Below are 22,634 nucleotides of genomic sequence, written 5' to 3'. Positions count from 1 at the left end.
CCATGTCGCACGATGCCCTTTTGACTCAGGACGAACTGGATTTCATCCAAACGATGCACCAAAACCCGCTGTTGAATAAACGGGATGCGTCGTCGAGCCTGATGGTCAACGGGATGTCGCAAATCCGCGATTTGCTGACACGCCTTGCCGCCCATGAACAGATCACCATCCAGGCACAAATTGCCAATCAGCAAATGAGTTTTCCGCTGCGCCTGGTTGAAGACGAATTCCATGCCCAGCATCTGCAACTCGGCGCCCCGAGCATCTTCGAAGACGGGCCAAAGGCGCGCCCCTGGCGCCTGTCACTGGCCGAGCCGGTGCCGCTGGAAAATATCCGCGGCAAGGCAGGTCATCTGTGGGTAACCGAACTGTCGTTCAAAGGCGTGCTGATTGAAATGCGTCACGACAGCCAGCCGCCACGCCAGTTTGCACAGTGGTTCAGCCCCGATGGATATGAGCGGATCAACCTGCGCGGCACCCTGGAGCGCAAAACGGAAACGGGCCTTTATGCCTACCGCCTAAGCCAGAGCGACAAGGGCGAAACCGAGCATCTGCGCCAGTACATCCTGCAACAACACCGCCTGGCGCACCCGGGCCTGCACGTCTGATCAACCGCCCGGCGTTGCCTTGAGTTCAGCATCCAGACGTTGATTGATCAGGCGTGACACACTCCCCAGGCAAGCGATGGATGAGTTCGCCAAGGCCTCCTGAACCACATCCGAGGCCTCACCTGCCAACGACACCGAGCAATTCAGGGTCTGTGCCAGGCGTGTCAGCCTGCGCTGGTGGGCCGTGTTCAATGCATGGTTGGCAAACAGCACAACGGCCCGGGGCTCCAGCTTCTGGCAAACCAGTGACAACTCTTCCAATGGCTGACCTATGGCCACAACCCTGACCACGCGGTCATTACGGGTCAGCAGCAAGCCCGCCACCAGCAACTCCAGCTCGCGGCACAACTCAGGCATCGCCACCACCAGCACGCACGGGCGGGCAACAGCGGCCTGCAATTGAAGGCGATGCTGTACCCGACCGCGCAAGAAGCCGTCCAGCAGCAGCCATTCACTGGTACGGCCAAAAGTATCCCGGGTCCCAAGCAGTTGCTGCCACAGCGGCAGGAAAATCCCCTGAAACACAACGTCAATCGGGTAGCTGGAGAAAATCTGCCCGTAAAGACGCTCCAATTCGGGTTCGTTAAAGTCCGTGAGGGCGCTGCCAATACGGGTTTGCCAGTCGCGGTACTCACTGCTGGCGGGTGCCGGGACATCGACGGAACTGTTGCTTGCTAGCAATTGCGCGACTTTGCTGACAGAAACCCCACGCTCAAGCCAGCCCATGACCTGACGAATCGTTCCAATATCGCTCACGGAATACAGACGATGCCCACTTTCGGTGCGTTTTGGTTCGATCAACCCATAGCGACGCTCCCAGGCACGCAGGGTTACCGGGTTGATTCCCGTCAGCCTGGCCACTTCCCGGATCGGATACAGACCCTGGCAATCATCAGCCTGGGCAATGGGCTCGAGTTCAGTAATCACAGGCATCGGCAGGGCAACAATCAGAAAGGGTGACTGGATTCTACCCGTCAATCCAGACCCTGTGGGAGCGGGCTTGCTCGCGGTGCAGGCCACGCGGTCTGTCAGGTGAGCCGCGGTGATGCCCGCTCACACAAACGGCGCTGTGTGTATTCAGGAACAATCCTTGCTTGTTTTTACGGACATGGCCCACCACCCCGGCGCCGTGTTTTGTGATTGCCCTACCCGGGCAGCATCAGCCTCATGGAGATACACAATGTCTACCTCCCCTGTCACATTGATGGTTGCGCGCCGTGTCGCCAAAGGCCGCTACCAGGAACTGATCGCCTGGCTGCACGAAGGCGAACAGCTGGCCACGGACTTTGCCGGCTACCTGGGCTCGGGCGTTCTGGCGCCGCCACCGGGCGACGACGAATTTCAAATCATCTTCCGCTTTGCCGACGAATCCACCTTGCATGCCTGGGAGCACTCCGTCTCGCGCAAGGCCTGGTTGCTGCGTGGCAGCGACCTGTTCGCCAACCCTTCCGAGCACCGGGTCAGCGGCATCGACGGCTGGTTCGGCAATACCGGGCAAAGACCGCCCCGCTGGAAGCAGGCAGTCGCCATCTGGCTGGCGTTCTTCCCGGTCTCACTCCTGTTCAACTTTGTATGCGCCCCCTTGCTCGGCGAGTTAGCCCTGTTGCCACGGGTACTGGTCAGTACCCTGGCCCTGACGCCGCTGATGGTTTACCTGTTTATTCCACTCTCTACCCACTTGCTGGCAGGTTGGCTGCACAGCACCCCAGGCAAACCCCTGCGCAGCGCTATCGCGACACCGCGCCACTAATCTCGGGCTTGGCCGTCAGGTCGCGGACACTGGTATAGTTTTGCCAATGCGCCGCGACTGTTTCCGGCTTTTGTGCACCGAGTACGTCATGCCCACTTCTACCGCACCGATTCTGATCACTGGCGCAGGCCAGCGCGTTGGCCTGCATTGTGCGCAGCAGCTGCTGGCCGACGGCTATCCGGTGATTTTCACCTATCGCAGTGAAAAACCCGGCGTGCAAATTCTCCGCGACCTGGGTGCCATTGCGCTGTTTGCCGACTTTTCGACCGAAGCCGGCATTCTCGATTTTATCGAACGGCTGAAAATACACACCGACAGCTTGCGGGCGATTGTCCACAACGCCTCGGCCTGGCTGGAAGAAACCCCACAGACAGAAACCAGCGCCTTTTTGCACATGTTCAGCGTGCATATGCTCGCGCCATATCTGATCAACCTGCATTGCAGCGAGCTGCTCAAACGCTCGAACCCTGCAGATATTGTGCATATCAGCGATGATGTAACACGCAAGGGCAGCAGCAAGCATATGGCCTATTGCGCAACCAAAGCCGGGCTCGACAGCCTGACCCTGTCATTCGCGGCTAAACTGGCGCCACAGATCAAAGTCAACGGTATCGCCCCGGCCTTGCTGATGTTCAACCCCGACGACGATGCGGCGTACCGCACCAAAGCGCTGGCCAAATCCGTGCTGGGCATCGAGCCCGGCGCCGAGGTGATTTACCGCAGCCTGCGCTATCTGCTGGACAACCCGTATGTGACCGGCACCACCCTGACCGTCAACGGCGGCCGGCATTTAAAATAATGCCGCCCCGCGAGGAAGTACTTAGATGAGCGCATCACTGCCTGAGCATTACCGCGAGATTCTTATTGGTTTAGGCGAAGACCCTGAGCGCGAAGGCCTGCTCGACACCCCCAAACGCGCCGCCAAAGCCATGCAATACCTGTGTCATGGCTACGAGCAGAGCGTGGAGAAAATCGTCAACGGCGCCCTCTTCGCCTCTGACAGTGACGAAATGGTGATCGTGGCCAATATCGAGCTGTACTCATTGTGCGAGCATCACCTGCTGCCCTTTATCGGCAAGGCCCATGTGGCCTATATACCGACGGGCAAGGTACTGGGGCTGTCGAAAATCGCCCGCATTGTCGACATGTTTGCCCGGCGCCTGCAGATCCAGGAAAACCTCACCCGGGAAATCGCGGACGCCATCGAAAGCGTCACCCAGGCTGCCGGTGTGGCCGTGGTGATCGAAGCCCAGCATATGTGCATGATGATGCGCGGCGTAGAAAAACAGAATTCGACCATGAACACCTCGGTCATGCTCGGCGCCTTCCGCGAACCGAGCACCCGCATGGAGTTCTTGCAACTGATTGGACGGAGCAAGTCGTAATGCCACAACTTCAGCCAGGAATGGCCCGTATTCGCGTCAAGGACTTGTGCCTGCGTACCTATATCGGCATCAATGAGGAAGAAATCCTCAACAAGCAGGATGTGTTGATCAACCTCACCATCCTCTACGCGGCGCAGGAGGCGGTGCGCGATAACGATATCGACCACGCGCTCAATTACCGCACCATCACCAAGGCCGTGATCCAGCATGTCGAAGAGAACCGCTTCGCCCTGCTTGAGCGCCTGACCCAGGAGTTGCTGGATCTGGTGATGGCCAACGACGCGGTACTGTATGCCGAAGTCGAAGTCGACAAACCGCACGCGCTGCGCTTTGCCGAATCGGTGTCGATTACACTGGCGGCGAGCCGTCAGACTGCAACCTCATAACCCCGGTGAACCCCATGACACCTCAAGAACAGCTTGAACTGGAGGCAGCCGCCTTTCGCCGCCTTGTCGCGCACCTGGACAGCCGCAAGGACGTGCAAAACATAGACCTGATGAACCTCTCGGGTTTTTGCCGCAATTGCCTGTCCAAGTGGTACAAGGCCGCAGCAGACGAGCGCCAGATCGCCATCAGCCTCGATGATGCACGCCAAGTGGTCTACGGCATGCCGTATGCCGAGTGGAAAGCCCAGTACCAGAAAGAAGCCAGCGCCGAACAGACGGCGGCGTTCACCCAAGGAAAAAAGCATGACTGATTTGAACACCCTGCGCGCCAGCCTCAACAGCGGCGAGCACGTTTTTGCCGATACCCTGGCGTTTATTGGCGCGCACTACGATTACCAGCCTCAGAGCTTCATCAACGGCGGTGTGGAAAACGCTGCAGGGCAAAATGAAGGTTCGTGCAAGACCCTGGGCCTGGCCCTGCTGGAAGGTTTGAGCGACCAGGAAACCCTGCTGGCTTTCGGCGAACACTACCGCTCGGTACTGGCCACTCCTGAAGGCACAGACCACAGCAACATTCGCGCACTGATTGCCCACGGCCTGGCCGGGGTCAAGTTCGAAGCCCAGCCGCTTACGCGCAAGGTGTAATACTGCAACTCATCGTGGGAGCGGGCTTGCTCGCGATGCAGGCGCCGATTTTTTTCAGTTACACCGCTGCGATCCCATCGCGAGCAAGCCCGCTCCCACAGGGCAGACACAAAAAAACCGGCCAAGGCCGGTTTTTTGTTGAGGCAGGCTATCAGAACTGGGCGTTCTGCAGGCCGTCCAGGTAGCGCTCGGTGTCCAGCGCTGCCATGCAACCGGCGCCAGCCGAGGTAATGGCCTGACGATAAACGTGGTCCGCCACGTCGCCCGCAGCAAACACGCCTTCAACGCTGGTCGCAGTAGCGTTGCCTTCACGGCCGCCCTGCACAACCATGTAGCCGTCTTTAAGCTCAAGCTGGCCTTCGAACAACGAAGTGTTCGGTGTGTGGCCGATGGCGATAAATACGCCATCGACTTTCAGCTCGTCAAAGCTGCCGTCGTTGTTCTTCAGGCGCGCACCGGTCACACCCATGTTGTCGCCCAGCACTTCGTCCAGGGTCGCATTCAGCTTGAGTTCGATCTTGCCTTCAGCAACACGGGCGTGCAGCTTGTCGATCAGGATCTTCTCGGCGCGGAAGGTTTCGCGACGGTGAACCAGGGTTACTTTGCTGGCGATATTGGCCAGGTACAGGGCCTCTTCAACCGCGGTGTTACCACCACCCACTACGGCAACAGGTTTGTTGCGGTAGAAGAAACCGTCACAGGTCGCACAGGCAGAAACGCCTTTGCCCATGAATGCTTCTTCCGACGGCAAGCCCAGATAACGGGCGCTGGCGCCGGTAGCGATGATCAGTGCGTCGCAGGTGAATGTACCGCTGTCACCCTTGAGGGTGAACGGACGATTTTTCAGGTCCACTTCATTGATGTGGTCGAAAATGATTTCCGTCTCGAAACGCTCCGCATGCTCACGCATGCGTTCCATCAAGGCCGGGCCGGTCAGGCCGTGAACATCACCGGGCCAGTTGTCGACTTCGGTGGTGGTGGTCAGTTGACCGCCAGCCTGCATGCCCGTGATCAGCAGTGGTTTGAGGTTGGCGCGGGCCGCATAGACAGCGGCGCTGTAACCGGCAGGGCCGGAACCCAGAATAATCACACGCGAATGACGTACTTCAGACATGACTCACTCCTATGACCGCCCGCATTGAAACCGGGTCGGAACGCCGCTTTACCGGCTGGAATAAAAAGAAACCGTAAACCTGCCCAGGCTATGCCTGCAACGCGCAGATCCTGAAAAATATGGGTGAAGCATATAGAGGCCGCAGAGAGTAAGGAAATACGCATTAACAATCCAGCTCATAGCAGGTCTCTATGTAGTCGAAGTCGATTTTAGACGGCTTTGTTACAGTTATTGTCGATACTGCGACAAGGCTTTCGTCCTGCGGACAAAGCCGCTAAGGTCGCCCGGTTTTCCACTGTTCGGAGCACGCTATGCCCGCCCCTGTTCTCTCTGGCCCGCAGTACCTGCGTGAGGGCCTTAAGTTGATCCTCAGCCCTGGCTTGCGCCTGTTCGTGCTGCTGCCGTTACTGATCAATCTGGTGCTGTTCGTCGGATTGATTTATTTCGCCGGGCATCAGTTCAGCCTCTGGGTCGATACCTTGATGCCGACCCTGCCCAACTGGCTCGGTTTCCTCAACTACGTGTTGTGGCCACTGTTCGTGGTGCTGGTGGCGTTGATGGTGTTTTTCACCTTCACCATGCTGGCCAACATCATCGCCGCGCCATTTAACGGTTTTCTCTCGGAGAAGGTCGAAGCCGTGGTGCGCGGGGTCGATAATTCGCCACCTTTCAGCTGGGGCGAACTGGCCGCCATGGTGCCGCGCACCCTGGCCCGTGAAATGCGCAAGCTGGGCTACTTTCTGCCGCGGGCCATTGCCCTGCTGATCCTCTCGTTTATTCCGGTGCTCAACCTGATCGCGGCACCGCTGTGGCTGCTGTTCGGGATCTGGATGATGGCCATCCAGTACATCGACTACCCGGCCGACAACCACAAGCTGGGCTGGAACGAGATGCTCGCCTGGCTGCGCGAAAAACGCTGGCAGAGCATGAGTTTTGGCGGCATCGTCTATCTGGTGCTGCTGATCCCGGTGGTCAATATCCTGATGATGCCCGCAGCCGTTGCCGGTGCAACCCTGTTCTGGGTGCGCGAGCGTGGCGATGAAGCGCTGGCAGCCGCCAACCGCAGCCGCTGACTTCATCATTCCATCATCACCGTGACACATTGACGTCATGACCCCAACGCACACTGGGGTCATGACCACAGCCCTTCATATCGCACTTGTTACCGAAACCTTCGCCCCTGAAATCAATGGCGTGGCCAATACCCTTGGCCACCTGTGCGATGGCTTGCGCGCCCGCAACCACCGCGTGCAACTGATACGCCCACGCCAGAGCGCCGATGGCAATCAGCGCAGCAGCGACGACCTGATGCTCTGCCGCGGTTGGCCGCTGCCCGGTTATCCCGGCCTGCAATGGGGCCTGACCTCCACCCATCGCCTGACCAGGCGCTGGTGCCAGCACCCCCCTGACGTGGTTTATATCGCCACAGAGGGGCCCCTTGGGCTGTGCGCACTCAGGGTTGCCCGACGCCTCGGCATTACCGCGGTCACCGGCTTTCATACCAATTTTCAGCAGTACTTGCGCCAGCATGGCCTGACCCTGTTTACCCGGGCGCTGACTCACTACCTGCGCGGGTTTCACAACCGCTCGGCAATGACCCTGGTGCCCAGTGCCAGCCAACGCGTAGAACTTGAGCGCAGGCATTTTGAACGCCTGGAGCTGCTGCCCCGTGGCGTCGATAGCCAGCTGTTCAGCCCGGCAAAACGTCAGAATGCCTTGCGCCAGAGTTGGGGGCTCAGAGAAAACGATATTGCCCTGTTGTATGTAGGACGCTTGGCACCGGAAAAAAATCTGGACGCACTCAAGCGCTGTTTCGATGAACTACAAGCCCGTTATCCCGCACGCCGCTTCAAATTGATCGTGGTGGGCAACGGCTCAAAACGTGCCTCACTGGAAGCCTCGTTGCCTGAGGCCATTTTTTGCGGGCAGCAGTCTGGCGAAGCGCTAGCGTGCCATTACGCATCCGGTGACGTGTTTTTGTTTCCCAGCCTGAGCGAAACCTTCGGCAACGTGGTGCTCGAAGCCCAGGCTTCAGGCCTGGGAGTGGTGGCCTATGACGAGGCTGCTGCCGGCTTGCATATTCGTCATGGCTACAACGGCGTACTGGCCATGCCGGGGGATGAATACGCCTGGATCGAAGCCGCCTGCTGGCTGCTTGATGACCCGGAAACCTTGCGCACCCTGCGCCTCAATGCCCGCTGCCATGCCAGTCGGCAAAGCTGGACGGGGATTGTCGAGCAGTTCGAAAACCAGTTGCAGCAGGCTCGCCAGGGCCGCGAATACGCAGCCCCGGTGCCGGTTCCGATGACCGTAAAAAAGCCTTAGGCCAGGGACTTCTCAATGGCCTGAATGACCGTGGCATCGTCTGGGGCGGTACGCGGTGAGAAACGCGCCAATACCCGGCCATCCTTGCCAACCAGAAACTTCTCGAAGTTCCAGGTAATTTCCCCTTCAAATTCGGCGCCCTCGCCTGCCAGCAACCGATAAAGCTGATGGCGGTCAGGCCCGTTGACCTCAAGCTTGCTGCTCAGAGGGAAAGTGACGCCGTAGTTGAGGCTGCAAAACGCCTGGATATCCTGCTCGCTCCCCGGTTCCTGCCCGGCGAACTGATTGCATGGCACGCCTAGAACGCTGAAGCCCTTGCCCTTGAATTGCTGGTAGAGGTTTTCCAGGGCTGCGTACTGAGGGGTCAAACCGCACTTGGAGGCGACATTCACTACCAGCACCACTTTGCCTTTAAAAGTCTCCAGCGGCAGCGGCTTGCCATCCAGCGCGTCCAGGGTAAGTTCGTGAAATGCACTCATGACGGACTCCAAAAATTCCCGTTTCCACATTCAAACAATCGTTCAGCCTGCCGATTGCCCTCATAATCCAGGATGCAAAAAGGCGCCCGTAGGCGCCTTTCCTGGCTAGCTCTCATGTGAGCGTAGCAGCACTTGTCAGTGCTGATGACCGCCTTCACCGTGTACGTGGCCGTGAGCGATTTCCTCTTCGCTCGCGTCACGGATGGCCACAACCTTGACCTTGAAGTTCAGACGCTGACCAGCCAGTGGGTGGTTACCGTCTACAGTCACGTCGTCGCCGTCCAGGTCACGGATGGTCACGATCTGCATTTGGCCGTCCGGCGCCGAAGCGTGGAACTGCATGCCAACTTCCAGTTGGTCAACGCCTTCGAACATGCTGCTGCTCAAGGTGCTGACCAGTTCGGCGGAGTACTCGCCGTACGCGTCTTCCGGCTCAACGGTAACGTCCAGCTCGTCACCGACGGCCTTGCCAACCAGAGCCTTTTCCAGACCCGGGATGATGTTGCCAGCGCCTTGCAGGTAAACCAGCGGCGCGCCGCCGGCGGAGCTGTCGATGACCTCACCAGCGTCGTTGGTCAGGGTATAGTCGATGGAGACAGCCTTGTTAGCGGCGATCGTCATGGGGCGAGACCTTTTGCAAAAAATAATGAGTTCGCAAGTTTAACCAAGCAATCGCCCGAAAGCGAACACAACCAAGACCAACGGATAATTTTGAAAACTTCAACGATCATTGGCTGGCGTCAGGATGAGGAGCAGCACTGGGTTGCCGTGCTCTCCTGTGGCCACACACAGCACCAGCGCCATCAACCGCCCTGGCAATCCCGGCCGTGGGTGCTTGATCCCGAGCAACGCCAGGCCAAAATAGGCCAGCCCTTTGCCTGTGGCTGGTGTGCTCAAGAGGCGGATAGCGCTAATCTTGGCAATTGATTCAGGCACAAGCCCCGTTTAAAGGGTGTTGCCCTTGCACTGCCACGTCAGGAAGCTCGCATGCAAACTTTCTTTATCGCGCCCACCGATTTTGGTGTGGGTCTGACATCCATTAGCCTGGGCCTGGTTCGCACTCTTGAGCGCGCCGGGCTTAAAGTCGGGTTTTTCAAGCCCATTGCCCAGCCGCACCCGGGGGATTTGGGGCCGGAGCGCTCCACTGAACTGGTGGCCCGCACCCACGGCCTCAAGCCGCCTACCCCGCTGGGCCTGGCCCATGTCGAGCGCATGCTGGGTGACGGCCAGCTCGATGAGTTGCTCGAAGAAATCATCAACCTCTATCAACAAGCGGCCATCGGCAAGGACGTGCTGATTGTCGAAGGCATGGTGCCCACCCGCACGGCCAGCTACGCGGCACGGGTCAACCTGCACCTGGCCAAGAGCCTGGATGCTGAAGTGATCCTGGTCTCGGCCCCGGAAAACGAAGTGCTGACCGAGCTGTCGGGTCGGGTGGAGTTGCAGGCCCAGCTGTTTGGCGGGCCAAAAGACCCGAAAGTGCTGGGCGTGATCCTCAACAAGGTGCGCACCGACGAAAGCATGGACGCTTTTGCGGCACGCCTCAAAGAGCATTCGCCGCTGCTGCGCAGTGGTGATTTCAAGTTACTGGGCTGCATTCCCTTTCAGCCCGAGCTGAATGCTCCACGCACCCGCGATGTGGCCGAATTGCTGGGAGCCCAGGTGCTCAATGCCGGGGACTATGAAACCCGTCGCATGTCGAAAATCATCCTCTGCGCACGCACGGTGCTCAACACCCTGCAACTGCTCAAACCGGGCGTGCTGGTGGTTACCCCGGGAGATCGCGACGACATTATCCTGGCCGTGAGCCTCGCCGCCATGAACGGCGTCCCGCTGGCCGGCCTGCTGCTGACCAGCGACACCCAGCCCGACCCACGCCTGATGGAACTCTGCCGCGGCGCCCTGCAGGCCGGGTTGCCGGTGCTGTCGGTGAGTACCGGCTCGTACGACACCGCCAACCGTCTCAACGGCCTGAACAAGGAAATTCCCATCGATGACCGCGAGCGCGCGGAAATCATCACTGATTTCGTCGCCAGCCACCTCGATGCCCACTGGCTGCACCAGCGCTGCGGTACACCCCGCGAAATGCGCCTCACCCCTGCCGTTTTTCGCTATCAGTTGATCCAGCGCGCCCAGCAGGCCAACAAGCGCATTGTCCTGCCCGAAGGCAGCGAACCCCTGACCGTACAGGCTGCGGCCATTTGCCAGGCACGCGGTATCGCCCGTTGTGTATTGCTGGCCAAGCCCGAAGAAGTCCAGGCAGTGGCCAAGGCCCACGGTTTTGAACTGCCCGAAGGACTGGAGATTCTTGACCCGGACCTGATCCGCGGCCGGTACGTCGAACCGATGGTGGCCCTGCGCAAAACCAAAAGCCTCAACGCGCCGATGGCCGAGCAACAACTGGAAGACCCGGTGGTGATTGGTACCATGATGCTGGCGCTGGATGAGGTCGACGGCCTGGTTTCAGGGGTGATCCATTCCACCGCCAACACCATCCGCCCTGCCCTGCAGCTGATCAAAACCGCGCCGGGCTGTACGCTGGTGTCATCCGTGTTCTTTATGCTGTTCCCCGAGCAGGTGCTGGTGTATGGCGACTGCGTCATGAACCCGCACCCGAGCGCCACTGAACTGGCTGAGATCGCCCTGCAAAGTGCCGACTCTGCCGCTGCCTTCGGCATCACGCCACGGGTAGCCATGATCAGCTATTCCAGCGGCGAATCGGCCAGTGGTGAAGAAGTCGAAAAAGTCCGCGAAGCCACCCTTCTGGCGCACGAAGCGCAACATGCGCTGCTGATCGACGGCCCGTTGCAATACGACGCAGCAGCCAACGAAGTGGTGGCCAGGCAACTGGCGCCCAACAGCCAGGTGGCGGGCCGGGCCACGGTATTTGTGTTCCCCGACCTCAATACCGGCAACACCACGCACAAAGCCGTACAGCGCAGCGCTGACTGCGTCAGCCTGGGGCCTATGCTGCAGGGCCTGCGCAAACCGGTAAACGATCTGCCTCGCGGCGCACAAGTGGACGATATCGTCTACACCATCGCCCTTACGGCGATTCAAGCCGCCAACCGACCTATGGATGTGTAAATGCTGGACTTTCTGCCTGCGCCGATACGCGGCGTCATCGCTTCACTGCTGCTGGCGATCAACACCATCCTGTGTTGCACGCCGTTGTTTATCGTCGCGATTTTCAAGCTGTGCCTGCCGTTCCCGGCGGCGCAACGGCTGACCGACGAATTGATGCGCCGAATCCACGAAGCCTGGGTCGGCAACAACAACCGCTGGATGGACCTGATACGCAAGACCCGCTGGCATATCAAGGGCCTTGAAGGGCTGGACTATGAGCACTCGTATCTGGTGACCAGCAACCACCAGAGCTGGGTTGACATCATGGTGCTTCAATATGTGCTTAACAAACGCATCCGTCCGCTGAAGTTCTTCCTTAAACAGGAACTGATCTGGGTTCCGGTGATTGGCCTGGCGTGGTGGGCACTGGGCTTTCCGTTTATGAAACGCTATTCGAAGGCGTACCTGGCCAGGCACCCGGAAAAGAAAGGCGCTGACCTGGTAACTACGCGCAAGACCTGCGCCAAATTCAAGAACCAGTCGGTGGGCATCTTCAACTTCGTCGAAGGCACGCGCTTCACCGAAGCCAAGCATGCGCAACAGAACTCGCCGTTTCGCTACCTGCTCAAGCCCAAGGCCGGCGGTATCGCCTTCGTCCTGGACGCGATGGGCGAACAGCTGAAATCAATCGTCAACGTGACCATCCACTACCCGGGCGGGCGTCCGGGGTACTGGGACTTGTTGTGCGGCAATGTGAAGGACGTAGTCGTGGTGTTTGAAGAGCTGCAAATACCCGATGAATTCCTGGGCAAGAACTACGACCAGGACCCGGAGTACCGCCTGGCGTTCCAGGGCTGGATCAACCAGCTCTGGGAAGAGAAGGACCGCTTGCTGGAGCAGTTGCATCGGGACTATCCGGCACAGTGAAGAAGATCAAAAGCCCCTCACCCTAACCCTCTCCCAAAGGGAGAGGGGACTAAAGGCAAAAGCAGACCTGTACAACACCAAAAATCAGCTCCCTCTCCCTCGGGAGAGGGCTGGGGGAAAATACAGCGCCCAACAAAAAGCCCGCCACCGATCACTCGGTGGCGGGCTTTTTAGTGCGGCTTAAATTGCGCCGCGTTGACGCAACAGGTCCAGCACCTGCTTGACGCTTTCTTCCAGTGACAGCGTTTGCGTGTCGACCACCAGGTCGGCATTCAACGGCACGTCATACGGGAAGGACTCACCCGGAATATTGTCGCCACCCGCCGCATACAAACCTTGCGGGTCTCGCTCGGCGCATACGGCCGGGGATGCCTGCACATACACGGTAAGCAGACGGTCGCTGCCGATCAGCGCCTTCGCCTGTTCACGGCCTTCGGCATCCGGTGCCACGAACGCGGCCAATGTCAGCAAGCCCGCTTCGTTAAACTGACGCGCCACGTGAGCGGCACGACGCCAGTTTTCCGTACGACCGGCACGATCCTGTGGCAGCCCCTTGTTCAGGTCATGGCGCAGGTTCTGACCATCGAGTACAAACACCGCACGGCCCATGTCGAACAGCTTGCGCTCAACAGCATAGGCCAGAGTGCTCTTGCCGGCGCCGGACAGGCCGCTGAACAGCACTGTGGCGGGTTGCTGGCCAAAGCGCTGGGCACGCTCTTCAACCGCCACATGCGCCAATTTACCATGATGGGTCGCGCTGCCATGACTCAACGGCTGTGCAACGATCATCCCGGCACCGACAGTGCCATTGGTCAAACGGTCGATGATGATAAACGAACCGGTGGTGCGGTTGCTGGCGTAGCCGTCCAGGGCGATCGGTGCGTCGAGGCTGATCTTGACCTTGCCGATCTCGTTCAGTTGCAAGGCGCTGGCCGGGCCCTCTTCCAGGGTGTTCACATCGACCTTGTTGATGATGCTGGCAATCGAACCCGGTACATAGCTGGTGGCGCGCTTGATGTCGTACTTCTTGCCCGGCAGCATCGGCTCTTCAGCCATCCACACCAGCATGGCTTCGAAGTTGTCAGTCACCAGCGGCACATTGTCGGCATGCACCAACAGGTCGCCACGGGAGATGTCGATCTCGTCTTCCATGGTCAGCGTAACTGCCTGGCCCGGGCCTGCGTGTTCCAGCTCACCTTCAAAGGTGACGATGGATTTGACCCGGCTGCTCTTGCCCGAGGGCAATACGACGATTTCATCGCCCTTGTGCACGATGCCGCTGGCCAGGGTACCGGCAAAACCACGGAAGTTCAGGTTCGGACGGTTCACGTACTGCACCGGGAAGCGCAGGTCGGTGAGGTTGCGGTCGGCCGCCACTTCCACGGTTTCGAGGATTTCCATCAGCGACTGGCCGGTGTACCACGGCGAGCGCTCGGACTTGTTCACCACGTTGTCGCCTTTAAGGGCGGACATCGGCACAAAGTGCAGGCTGGTAGGCTTCATCTTCAAGCCTTCGGCGAACTTCAGGTAGTCGGCCTTGATCGACTCGAACACACCCTCGTCGAAACCCTTGAGGTCCATCTTGTTGATGGCCACGACGATATGCTTGATGCCCAGCAACGAGGCAATAAAGCTGTGGCGACGGGTCTGGGTCTGCACGCCGTAACGGGCATCCACCAGAATGATCGCCAGGTCACAGGTCGATGCACCGGTGGCCATGTTGCGGGTGTACTGCTCATGGCCAGGGGTGTCGGCAATGATGAATTTGCGCTTGGCGGTGGAGAAATAACGATAAGCCACGTCGATGGTAATACCCTGCTCGCGCTCAGCTTGCAGGCCGTCTACCAGCAGCGCCAGGTCGATATCGTCGCCCGTGGTACCGCTTTTTTTCGAGTCGCGGGTAATGGCTTCCAGATGGTCTTCGTAGATCATCTTGGAGTCGTGCAGCAAGCGCCCGATCAGGGTGCTCTTGCCGTCGTCGACGTTGCCACAGGTCAGGAAACGCAGCATTTCTTTGCGTTCGTGCTGGCCCAGGTAGGCGAGGATGTCCTCGCTGATCAAATCAGATACGTGCGACATGACAACCCCTTAGAAATAACCTTGACGTTTTTTATCTTCCATCGAGCCTGCGCCATCGTGGTCGATGACTCGGCCCTGGCGCTCGGAAGTTCGCGTCAGGAGCATTTCCTGGATGATGTCGGTCAGGGTTTCAGCCTCGGACTCCACCGCGCCGGTCAGCGGGTAGCAGCCAAGCGTCCGGAAACGGACCTTTTTCTTGACGATACGCGCCTTGTCTTCATCAGACAGGTGCTCAAGGATGCGCTCGTCGTCGATCATGATCAGCGTGCCGTTCTTCTCGATCACTTCGCGTTCTGCGGCGAAGTACAGCGGCACAATCGGGATGCCTTCGAGGTAGATGTACTGCCAGATATCCAGCTCGGTCCAGTTCGACAACGGGAACACGCGAATCGATTCGCCTTTGTTGACGTTGCCGTTGTAGACGTTCCACAACTCGGGCCGCTGATTTTTCGGGTCCCAGCGGTGCTTGCTGTCACGGAAGGAATACACGCGCTCTTTGGCACGGGATTTTTCTTCATCGCGACGCGCACCACCAAAGGCGGCATCAAAACCGTATTTGTCCAGAGCCTGCTTCAGGCCCTCGGTCTTCATGATATCGGTATGCTTGGCGCTGCCGTGGGTGAAAGGGTTAATCCCTTGTGCCACGCCGTCCGGGTTGACGTGAGTGATCAGGTCCAGGCCCAGCTCGGCGACCATCTTGTCGCGAAAGCTGTACATCTCCTGGAATTTCCACTGGGTATCGACATGCATCACCGGAAACGGCAGCTTGCCAGGGAAAAACGCCTTGCGAGCAAGGTGCAGCATCACGGCGGAATCTTTACCGATCGAGTACAGCATCACCGGGTTATCGAACTCGGCGGCCACCTCGCGGATGATGTGGATGCTTTCCGCCTCCAGCTGTTTCAGGTGCGTCAGTTTGTCGACCATGGCTACTCACGAAAGCTATCTTATGAACGGCCTGCGGGCCGTGTTCGAGGGGCGAATGCTAGCACAGCACCCTCTTCTATAGATGGCGCCAACTAGATCGAAACGGTCTAAGAATAGACCTCGGAGTTTGGGCGATTACTCCATGTGGGAGCGGGCTTGCTCGCGATGCAGGCAATGCGGTTATACAGCAAGAACGCGTTGATTCGATCGCGAGCAAGCCCGCTCCCACAGGGTTCAACTCCAATGCTCAGATCGGATTCGGGCAATCGATAAACAGGTGTTCCAGGGCGAAGCGCCGCGCCAGGTAATCCCCCAGGGCTTGCACGCCATAACGTTCGGTGGCGTGATGGCCTGCGGCAATAAAGCTGATGTCGTTTTCCCTGGCACTATGGAAAGTCTGCTCTGACGCTTCGCCACTCAGGTACAGATCAACCCCCGCCTGTACCGCCTGATCGATAAAGCCCTGCCCGCCACCGGTACACCAGCCCACGCGACGGATCATTTCGCTGCCTTCAATCAGCAACGGCTCACGGCCCAGCGCTTCTTGCACGCGGCGGGCAAAATCGCGGGCCGTTACAGGCTCGGCCAAGGAACCCACCAGCCCCACCACTTTCGAATTGCCCGGTTCCAGCGGACCTTCGACGGTGATATCCAGCTGCCGGGCCAATTGCACGTTGTTGCCCACTTCAGGATGCAGATCCAGCGGCAAGTGGTAGGCCAGCAGGCTGATATCGTGCTTGAGCAGGGTTTTCAGGCGGCGCTGCTTCATACCGGTAACGCACGGGTCTTCGCCTTTCCAGAAGTAGCCGTGATGCACCAGCACCAGATCAGCCTGGGCCTCGACTGCGGCATCCAGCAATGCCTGGCTGGCGGTCACGCCACTGACTATACGCATCACCTGCGGGCGGCCTTCGACTTGCAAGCCATTGGGGCAGTAATCGCCGATGGCGGCACAGTTGAGGTAACGATTTGCCTCTTCTACCAGCGTGCTCAGGGAGACAGCCATAAAAGACTCCTAAATATAGCGTTCGGAGCCGGGCGGCCCTCGTATAATGGCGTCATTATGGGCCGTCAGAATGGCTCTGCAACCTTCAGGACTGAGTTCAATGTTTAAGGCTTTGCGTTTCTTTGGCTGGCCGTTGCTGGCTGGCGTGCTTATCGCTTTGCTGATTATTCAGCGTTACCCGCAATGGGTTGGGCTGCCGAGCCTGGACGTTAATCTGCAACAAGCCCCGCAAACCAGTTACATGCAGCAGGGTCCCGTGACCTACGCCGATGCAGTGGTGCGCGCCGCGCCTGCCGTGGCCAACTTGTACACCACCAAGGTGGTGAACAAAAATGCCCGCCCATTGTTTGAAGACCCGCAGTTCCGTCACTTTTTCGGCAACAACGAACCCAAGCAGCGACGCATGGAGTCCAGCCTCGGTTCGGCAGTGCTGATGAGCCCCGAGGGCTATTTACTGACCAATAACCATGTAGTCGCAGGTGCCGACCAGATTGTGGTGGCACTCAAGGACGGCCGCGAAACACATGCACGGGTTATTGGTAGCGACCCGGAAACGGACCTGGCAGTACTGAAGATCGACCTGAAAAACCTGCCTGCAATTACCATCGGCCGCTCGGACACCCTGCGCATCGGTGATATCGCCCTGGCGATCGGCAACCCGTTTGGCGTTGGCCAGACCACCACCATGGGCATTATCAGTGCCACCGGGCGCAACCAGTTGGGCCTGAACAACTACGAAGACTTTATCCAGACGGATGCCGCGATCAACCCGGGTAACTCGGGCGGCGCGCTGGTGGATGCCAACGGTAACCTGACCGGCATCAACACCGCGATTTTCTCCAAGTCCGGCGGCTCACAGGGCATCGGTTTTGCGATCCCGATCAATCTGGCCATGGAAGTCATGAAGTCGATCATCGAGCACGGCCAGGTGATTCGCGGCTGGCTGGGCATTGAAGTGCAGCCGTTGACCCAGGAGCTGGCCGAGTCGTTTGGCCTCAGTGGTCGTCCGGGAATTGTTGTGGCGGGGATTTTCCGTGATGGCCCGGCGCAAAAAGCCGGTTTGCAACTGGGAGACGTGATTCTGAGCATTGATGGCGAACCCGCCAGCGATGGCCGTCGTTCGATGAATCAGGTGGCGCGGATCAAACCTTCGGACAAAATCACCATACAGGTCATGCGCAACGGCAAAGAGCTCAAGCTCACCGCCGCAGTGGGCCTGCGACCGCCGCAAGAGCAGCCGCCGCAGAACGACTGAAAACCCTCACCCCAGCCCTCTCCCTCCGGGAGAGGGCAGCGGTTACAAGTCTGACAACCCTTCAATCAACGCCGCATTCTGCTCCGGCGTGCCGATGCTGATGCGCAGGAACTGGGCAATGCGCAGTTGCTTGAAGTGACGCACGATCACCCCCTGATCACGCAACTTGGCCGCCAACGCCGCCGCATCGTGTTCCGGGTGACGGGCGAAGATAAAGTTCGCGGCCGATGGCAGCACTTCAAAGCCCAGCGCCTGCAACTGCGCGACCACTTGCTCGCGACTGTCGATCACCCACTGGCAGGTCTGTTGGAAATACTCGCGGTCGGCAAACGCTGCCGCTGCGCCAACAATGGCGATACGATCAAGCGGATAGGAGTTGAAGCTGTTCTTGATTCGCTCCAGCGCTTCGATCAGATCCGGATGGCCCACCGCCAGGCCGACACGCAAACCGGCCAGGGAGCGCGACTTGGACAGGGTCTGGGTGACGAGCAGGTTCGGATAACGGTCCACCAGGCTGATGGCCGTTTCGCCGCCAAAGTCGATATACGCTTCATCCACCACGACCACCGAATCAGGGTTGGCCTTGAGGATCTGTTCGATGGCCTCCAGCGCCAGCAGGCAACCGGTCGGTGCATTGGGGTTGGGGAAGATGATCCCGCCATTGGCCCGGGTGTAGTCCGCAGGCTGGATCTGGAACTGCTCATCCAGTGCTATGGCGTCAAACTCGATGCCATACAGCCCGCAGTAAACTGGATAAAAACTGTAACTTATATCCGGAAACAGCAGCGGTTTGTCGTGCTGGAACAGGCCATTGAAAACATGGGCCAGCACTTCGTCCGAGCCGTTGCCCAAAAACACCTGATTGGTCTGCACACCGTAATACTCGGCCACCGCCTGCTTAAGCAGATCGCTGTTCGGGTCGGGGTATAAACGCAGGTTGTCATTGATTTCGGCCTGCATCGCTGCCAGCGCTTTAGGCGAAGGCCCATAGGGGTTTTCGTTGGTGTTGAGCTTGACCAGTTTGGTCAGCTTCGGTTGCTCACCCGGCACATAAGGCACCAGGGCTTTAACGAATGGGCTCCAGAACTTGCTCATACTTGTTACCCCTGTTTGTCGGCGAGGATGCGGTATTCGGCACTGCGGGCGTGACCGGTCAGCGATTCGCCGCGAGCGAGAATCGAAGCGGTTTTGCCCAGGTCGGAAGCACCCTGCTCGGAGCAGAAGATAATCGAGGAGCGCTTCTGGAAATCATAAACGCCAAGCGGTGACGAAAAACGCGCCGTACCGGAAGTCGGCAGTACGTGATTAGGCCCTGCGCAGTAGTCGCCCAGCGCCTCTGAGGTGTGACGACCCATAAAGATCGCACCGGCGTGGCGGATCTGCGGCAACCAGGCTTGCGGGTCTGCCACCGATAGCTCCAGGTGTTCCGGAGCAATGCGGTTGGCCACGTCGATAGCCTGCTGCATGTCGTTCACCAGAATCAGCGCACCACGACCATTGATCGAGGTTTCGATGATTTCGGCCCGCTCCATGGTCGGCAGCAGTTTGGCGATGCTGGCCGCCACCTTGTCGAGGAACTCGGCATCGGGGCTAACCAGAATCGCTTGCGCGTCTTCATCGTGCTCGGCCTGGGAGAACAAATCCATGGCAATCCAGTCCGGGTCGGTCTGGCCGTCGCACACGACGAGGATCTCCGAAGGGCCGGCAATCATGTCGATGCCTACCTGGCCAAATACATGACGCTTGGCGGTCGCGACGTAGATATTGCCCGGGCCTACCACCTTGTCGACTTTGGGTACGCTTTCGGTGCCATAAGCCAATGCCGCAACCGCTTGTGCGCCACCAATGGTGAACACCCGGTCAACGCCCGCAATGCAGGCGGCAGCCAGCACCAGTTCATTGATTTCGCCACGCGGGGTCGGCACGACCATCACCACTTCGGTCACGCCGGCAACCTTGGCCGGAATCGCGTTCATCAGCACCGACGAAGGGTACGACGCTTTGCCACCCGGTACGTACAGACCGGCACGATCCAGCGGCGTGACTTTCTGGCCCAGCACCGTGCCATCGGCTTCGGTGTAGCTCCAGGAGTCCTGTTTCTGTTTCTCGTGGTAGCTGCGCACGCGCTGTGCGGCCGTTTCCAGTGCTTCACGTTGTGGCGCAGTGATGCGGGTCAGGGCCAGTTCCAGGCGCTCGCGCGGCAGGATCAGGTCAGCCATCGAGGCCACTTCAAGCCCGTCAAAGCGCTGGGTGAACTCAACCAGGGCAGCGTCGCCCCGCTCACGCACAGCCTTGATGATGTCGAGCACACGCTGGTTGACCGAGTCGTCAGACACACTTTCCCAGCTCAGCAGATGATCCAGATGCTGCGCGAAGTCCGGGTCAGCAGCGTTGAGTCGGCGAATTGCAGTGGGAGCGGTCATAGCGAGGGCCTCGGTAATGGGCGAATGCTTGGAATAAGGGTTTTGCGCAGCTCAGGCACCACAAGACTACCAAGCCATCCGCGTGGGTACCTGAGATTTCTGGCTATTACGCGGATAGATGGGCGCGACCTGAAGCCGCGCAGGTGAGTCAGCCGCGGTGTCGAGATTCCACTGCTTTGCGCAGGGTATCGATCAGGGCTTGAATACGGGCGTGCTGCATTTTCATCGAAGCCTTGTTAACCACCAGGCGGGAGCTGATGGCGGCAATGAATTCCTGGGGTTCCAGGCCATTGGCACGCAAGGTGTTGCCGGTATCGACCACGTCAATGATCTTGTCGGCCAGACCAATCAGGGGGGCCAGCTCCATCGAGCCATACAGCTTGATGATGTCGACCTGACGGCCCTGTTCGGCGTAGTAACGCTTGGCGACGTTGACGAACTTGGTCGCAACGCGCAGGCGGCCCTTGGGTTCAGCGACACCAATGGCACCGGCGGTCATCAGCTTGCACTGGGCAATCTGCAGGTCCAGCGGCTCGTACAGGCCCTGGCCACCGTACTCCATCAGCACGTCTTTACCGGCCACACCGAGGTCGGCGGCACCATGCTCAACGTAAGTCGGCACGTCGGTGGCACGGACGATCAGCAGGCGGACGTCAGGCTGTGAGGTCGGGATGATCAGCTTGCGGCTTTTGTCCGGATTCTCGGTCGGCACAATGCCTGCTTCGGCCAGAAGCGGCAGGGTGTCGTCAAGGATACGGCCCTTGGACAGTGCAATGGTCAACATGGGAAACGTAAGTCCTTATCAGGGTACTTTTGCCCGTGCGCAATCGGCGCCGGACAAGCATCGAGCCTGATATCAGGCTCGACTTGAACGATTCGAGGCCAGGTAAGGTAACGCTTGCAGGCCGTTACGTCACCTGGCAGCTGGACACTATCCCTGTGCCCATGATGCCAAACAGCAAAAACTAGCCCGGAACGCGGCGGATTTTGGCGCCCAGCATTTGCAGTTTTTCTTCGATGCACTCGTAACCACGGTCTATGTGGTAGATGCGATCGATCAGGGTATCGCCTTCCGCCACCAGCGCCGAAATCACCAGGCTGGCAGAAGCACGCAGGTCGGTGGCCATTACTGGCGCGCCCTTGAGGGTTTCAGTGCCGGTCACGATGGCAGTGTTGCCTTCAACCTGGATCTTGGCGCCCATGCGGTGCAGTTCATACACGTGCATGAAGCGGTTTTCGAAGATCGTCTCGATCACTGCACCCGTGCCTTCGGCAATGGCGTTGAGCGAGATGAACTGCGCCTGCATGTCGGTCGGAAACGCCGGGTACGGAGCAGTACGCACGTTCACCGCTTTAGGGCGTTTGCCGTGCATGTTCAGCTCGATCCAGTCTTCACCGGTGGTGACCTCGGCGCCTGCTTCCTTGAGCTTCTCAAGGACGGCTTCAAGGATGGTCGGATCAGTGTCCTTGACCTTCACGCGGCCACCGGTGACGGCAGCGGCTACCAGGTAAGTACCGGTTTCAATACGGTCCGGCATGACGCGGTAAGTCGCCGAATGCAGCTCTTTGACGCCATCAATGGTGATGGTGTCAGTACCAGCACCGCTTACCTTGGCGCCCATGGCGTTCAGGAAGTTGGCCAGGTCGACGACTTCAGGCTCGCGTGCAGAGTTCTGCAATACGCTGCGGCCGTTGGCCAGTGCTGCGGCCATCATGATGTTCTCGGTACCGGTCACGCTGACGGTATCAAAGAAGAAGCTGGCACCGCGCAAGCCGCCTTCAGGCGCCTTGGCCTTGATGTAGCCACCTTCAACGTCGATCACTGCGCCCATGGCTTCAAGGCCGCGGATGTGCAGGTCAACCGGACGCGAGCCAATGGCGCAGCCGCCCGGCAAGGCAACTTCAGCGTAACCGAAACGTGCAACCATCGGCCCCAGTACCAGGATCGATGCGCGCATGGTTTTCACCAGCTCATACGGCGCGACCAGGGTTTTGATGGTGTTCGGGTTGATTTCGACACTGAGCTTTTCATCGATCACCGGCTCAATGCCCATGCGACCGAACAGCTCGATCATGGTGGTGATGTCATGCAAATGCGGCAGGTTGGCTACAGTGACCGGGCCATTGCACAGCAGGGTCGCTGCCAGGATCGGCAGGGCAGAGTTCTTCGCCCCGGAAATGCGGATCTCGCCATCAAGGCGGGCACCGCCGGTAATAATCAATTTATCCATAACAATCTCGACGCCAATGGGCTCAGGG

23 protein-coding genes and 1 pseudogene are annotated in these 22,634 nt (G+C 59.0%); 13 read left to right on the top strand and 11 right to left on the bottom strand.

Annotated elements, in window-relative coordinates:
• Positions 1-2: 2 nt before the first annotated feature.
• A complete protein-coding gene (locus GHN92_RS00725) occupies positions 3-608 on the top strand; it encodes a hypothetical protein (protein ID WP_153379145.1) in 606 nt (201 codons plus the stop codon).
• Here GHN92_RS00725 and GHN92_RS00720 read toward each other — a convergent pair whose 3' ends face one another.
• Positions 609-1,541: a MerR family transcriptional regulator gene (locus GHN92_RS00720; protein WP_095020531.1), complete on the bottom strand. Its 933-nt coding sequence runs from the start codon at positions 1,539-1,541 to the stop codon at positions 609-611.
• A gap of 247 nt (positions 1,542-1,788) precedes the next feature.
• Here GHN92_RS00720 and GHN92_RS00715 point away from each other — a divergent pair, with 247 nt between their 5' ends.
• From GHN92_RS00715 to GHN92_RS00690, 6 genes are all read left to right on the top strand, one after another.
• Entirely contained in the window at positions 1,789-2,358 is a 570-nt protein-coding gene (locus tag GHN92_RS00715) for an antibiotic biosynthesis monooxygenase (RefSeq protein ID WP_095001168.1), read from the top strand.
• Positions 2,359-2,446: 88 nt separating this feature from the next.
• Positions 2,447-3,157: a dihydromonapterin reductase gene (gene folM / locus GHN92_RS00710; protein WP_095038771.1), complete on the top strand. Its 711-nt coding sequence runs from the start codon at positions 2,447-2,449 to the stop codon at positions 3,155-3,157.
• Between the two features lie 25 nt (positions 3,158-3,182).
• The gene (gene folE, locus GHN92_RS00705) at positions 3,183-3,743 is read left to right on the top strand and encodes a GTP cyclohydrolase I FolE (RefSeq protein ID WP_095001166.1); all 561 of its coding nucleotides are present in this window, start codon (positions 3,183-3,185) and stop codon (positions 3,741-3,743) included.
• Positions 3,743-4,129: a dihydroneopterin triphosphate 2'-epimerase gene (folX, locus tag GHN92_RS00700; protein WP_095001165.1), complete on the top strand. Its 387-nt coding sequence runs from the start codon at positions 3,743-3,745 to the stop codon at positions 4,127-4,129. Before folE ends, folX begins: the two co-directional genes overlap by 1 nt.
• Positions 4,130-4,143: 14 nt before the next feature.
• Entirely contained in the window at positions 4,144-4,440 is a 297-nt protein-coding gene (locus GHN92_RS00695) for a DUF1244 domain-containing protein (protein WP_095023069.1), read from the top strand.
• Positions 4,433-4,774 (top strand): HopJ type III effector protein, encoded by a 342-nt coding sequence (locus GHN92_RS00690; protein ID WP_095023070.1) that lies wholly within the window; start codon positions 4,433-4,435, stop codon positions 4,772-4,774. Before GHN92_RS00695 ends, GHN92_RS00690 begins: the two co-directional genes overlap by 8 nt.
• 151 nt (positions 4,775-4,925) lie before the next feature.
• On the opposite strand, the gene trxB is transcribed toward GHN92_RS00690, so the two are convergent.
• Positions 4,926-5,888, bottom strand: a complete 963-nt coding sequence (gene trxB / locus GHN92_RS00685; RefSeq protein ID WP_016781820.1) for a thioredoxin-disulfide reductase — start codon at positions 5,886-5,888, stop codon at positions 4,926-4,928.
• 311 nt (positions 5,889-6,199) lie between these two features.
• On the opposite strand from trxB, the gene cysZ reads away from it, so the two are divergent.
• Together cysZ and GHN92_RS00675 are read left to right on the top strand one after the other, a co-directional pair.
• Positions 6,200-6,961: a sulfate transporter CysZ gene (cysZ, locus tag GHN92_RS00680; RefSeq protein WP_095001162.1), complete on the top strand. Its 762-nt coding sequence runs from the start codon at positions 6,200-6,202 to the stop codon at positions 6,959-6,961.
• Between the two features lie 61 nt (positions 6,962-7,022).
• Entirely contained in the window at positions 7,023-8,213 is a 1,191-nt protein-coding gene (locus GHN92_RS00675) for a glycosyltransferase family 1 protein (RefSeq protein WP_232527634.1), read from the top strand.
• On the opposite strand, the gene GHN92_RS00670 is transcribed toward GHN92_RS00675, so the two are convergent.
• A complete protein-coding gene (locus GHN92_RS00670; RefSeq protein WP_095001160.1) occupies positions 8,210-8,692 on the bottom strand; it encodes a glutathione peroxidase in 483 nt (160 codons plus the stop codon). The two genes, GHN92_RS00675 and GHN92_RS00670, sit on opposite strands and share 4 nt — an antisense overlap.
• A gap of 135 nt (positions 8,693-8,827) precedes the next feature.
• Positions 8,828-9,313 (bottom strand): peptidylprolyl isomerase, encoded by a 486-nt coding sequence (locus GHN92_RS00665; protein ID WP_095001159.1) that lies wholly within the window; start codon positions 9,311-9,313, stop codon positions 8,828-8,830.
• Here GHN92_RS00665 and GHN92_RS00660 point away from each other — a divergent pair.
• The 3 genes and pseudogenes from GHN92_RS00660 (at position 9,282) to GHN92_RS00650 (ending at position 12,685) form a co-directional block, all read left to right on the top strand.
• Positions 9,282-9,619, top strand: a pseudogene (locus tag GHN92_RS00660) (DUF3565 domain-containing protein). The gene GHN92_RS00665 and the pseudogene GHN92_RS00660 sit on opposite strands and share 32 nt — an antisense overlap.
• A 60-nt stretch (positions 9,620-9,679) precedes the next feature.
• Positions 9,680-11,779 carry a phosphate acetyltransferase gene (gene pta, locus GHN92_RS00655; protein ID WP_133144311.1) on the top strand — a complete coding sequence of 700 codons (2,100 nt, stop codon included), beginning with the start codon at positions 9,680-9,682 and terminating at the stop codon, positions 11,777-11,779.
• A complete protein-coding gene (locus GHN92_RS00650) occupies positions 11,780-12,685 on the top strand; it encodes an acyltransferase (RefSeq protein ID WP_133144312.1) in 906 nt (301 codons plus the stop codon).
• A 180-nt stretch (positions 12,686-12,865) separates the two neighbouring features.
• Here the strand turns inward: GHN92_RS00650 and cysN are convergent, their stop codons facing one another.
• The 3 genes from cysN to GHN92_RS00635 all read right to left on the bottom strand — a co-directional run bounded on the left by cysN (position 12,866) and on the right by GHN92_RS00635 (position 16,697).
• Positions 12,866-14,764 carry a sulfate adenylyltransferase subunit CysN gene (gene cysN, locus GHN92_RS00645; protein WP_095024926.1) on the bottom strand — a complete coding sequence of 633 codons (1,899 nt, stop codon included), beginning with the start codon at positions 14,762-14,764 and terminating at the stop codon, positions 12,866-12,868.
• Positions 14,765-14,773: 9 nt separating this feature from the next.
• Complete coding sequence (gene cysD / locus GHN92_RS00640; protein WP_095001155.1) at positions 14,774-15,691, bottom strand: sulfate adenylyltransferase subunit CysD; 918 nt, start codon at positions 15,689-15,691, stop codon at positions 14,774-14,776.
• Positions 15,692-15,938: 247 nt separating this feature from the next.
• Positions 15,939-16,697 (bottom strand): Nif3-like dinuclear metal center hexameric protein, encoded by a 759-nt coding sequence (locus GHN92_RS00635; RefSeq protein WP_095001154.1) that lies wholly within the window; start codon positions 16,695-16,697, stop codon positions 15,939-15,941.
• 100 nt (positions 16,698-16,797) lie between these two features.
• Between GHN92_RS00635 and algW the strand changes: the two genes are divergently transcribed.
• On the top strand, positions 16,798-17,952 hold the full coding sequence (gene algW, locus GHN92_RS00630) for a Do family serine endopeptidase AlgW (protein WP_095001153.1): 1,155 nt from the start codon (positions 16,798-16,800) through the stop codon (positions 17,950-17,952).
• A 42-nt stretch (positions 17,953-17,994) separates the two neighbouring features.
• Here algW and hisC read toward each other — a convergent pair whose 3' ends face one another.
• From hisC to murA, 4 genes are all read right to left on the bottom strand, one after another.
• Complete coding sequence (hisC, locus tag GHN92_RS00625; protein WP_095001152.1) at positions 17,995-19,047, bottom strand: histidinol-phosphate transaminase; 1,053 nt, start codon at positions 19,045-19,047, stop codon at positions 17,995-17,997.
• Between the two features lie 5 nt (positions 19,048-19,052).
• Complete coding sequence (gene hisD, locus GHN92_RS00620; protein WP_095001151.1) at positions 19,053-20,375, bottom strand: histidinol dehydrogenase; 1,323 nt, start codon at positions 20,373-20,375, stop codon at positions 19,053-19,055.
• A 148-nt stretch (positions 20,376-20,523) separates the two neighbouring features.
• Entirely contained in the window at positions 20,524-21,159 is a 636-nt protein-coding gene (gene hisG / locus GHN92_RS00615) for an ATP phosphoribosyltransferase (protein ID WP_016781809.1), read from the bottom strand.
• Positions 21,160-21,340: 181 nt separating this feature from the next.
• A complete protein-coding gene (gene murA, locus GHN92_RS00610; protein ID WP_095001150.1) occupies positions 21,341-22,606 on the bottom strand; it encodes a UDP-N-acetylglucosamine 1-carboxyvinyltransferase in 1,266 nt (421 codons plus the stop codon).
• Between the last annotated feature and the right edge of the window lie 28 nt (positions 22,607-22,634).

This window comes from Pseudomonas sp. FSL R10-2964 (assembly GCF_009600035.1).
GTDB classification, from domain to species: Bacteria; Pseudomonadota; Gammaproteobacteria; order Pseudomonadales; family Pseudomonadaceae; genus Aquipseudomonas; species Aquipseudomonas bubulae.
Note: the sequence above shows the minus strand (reverse complement) of the source record. Positions and strands in the feature narration are given on the sequence as shown.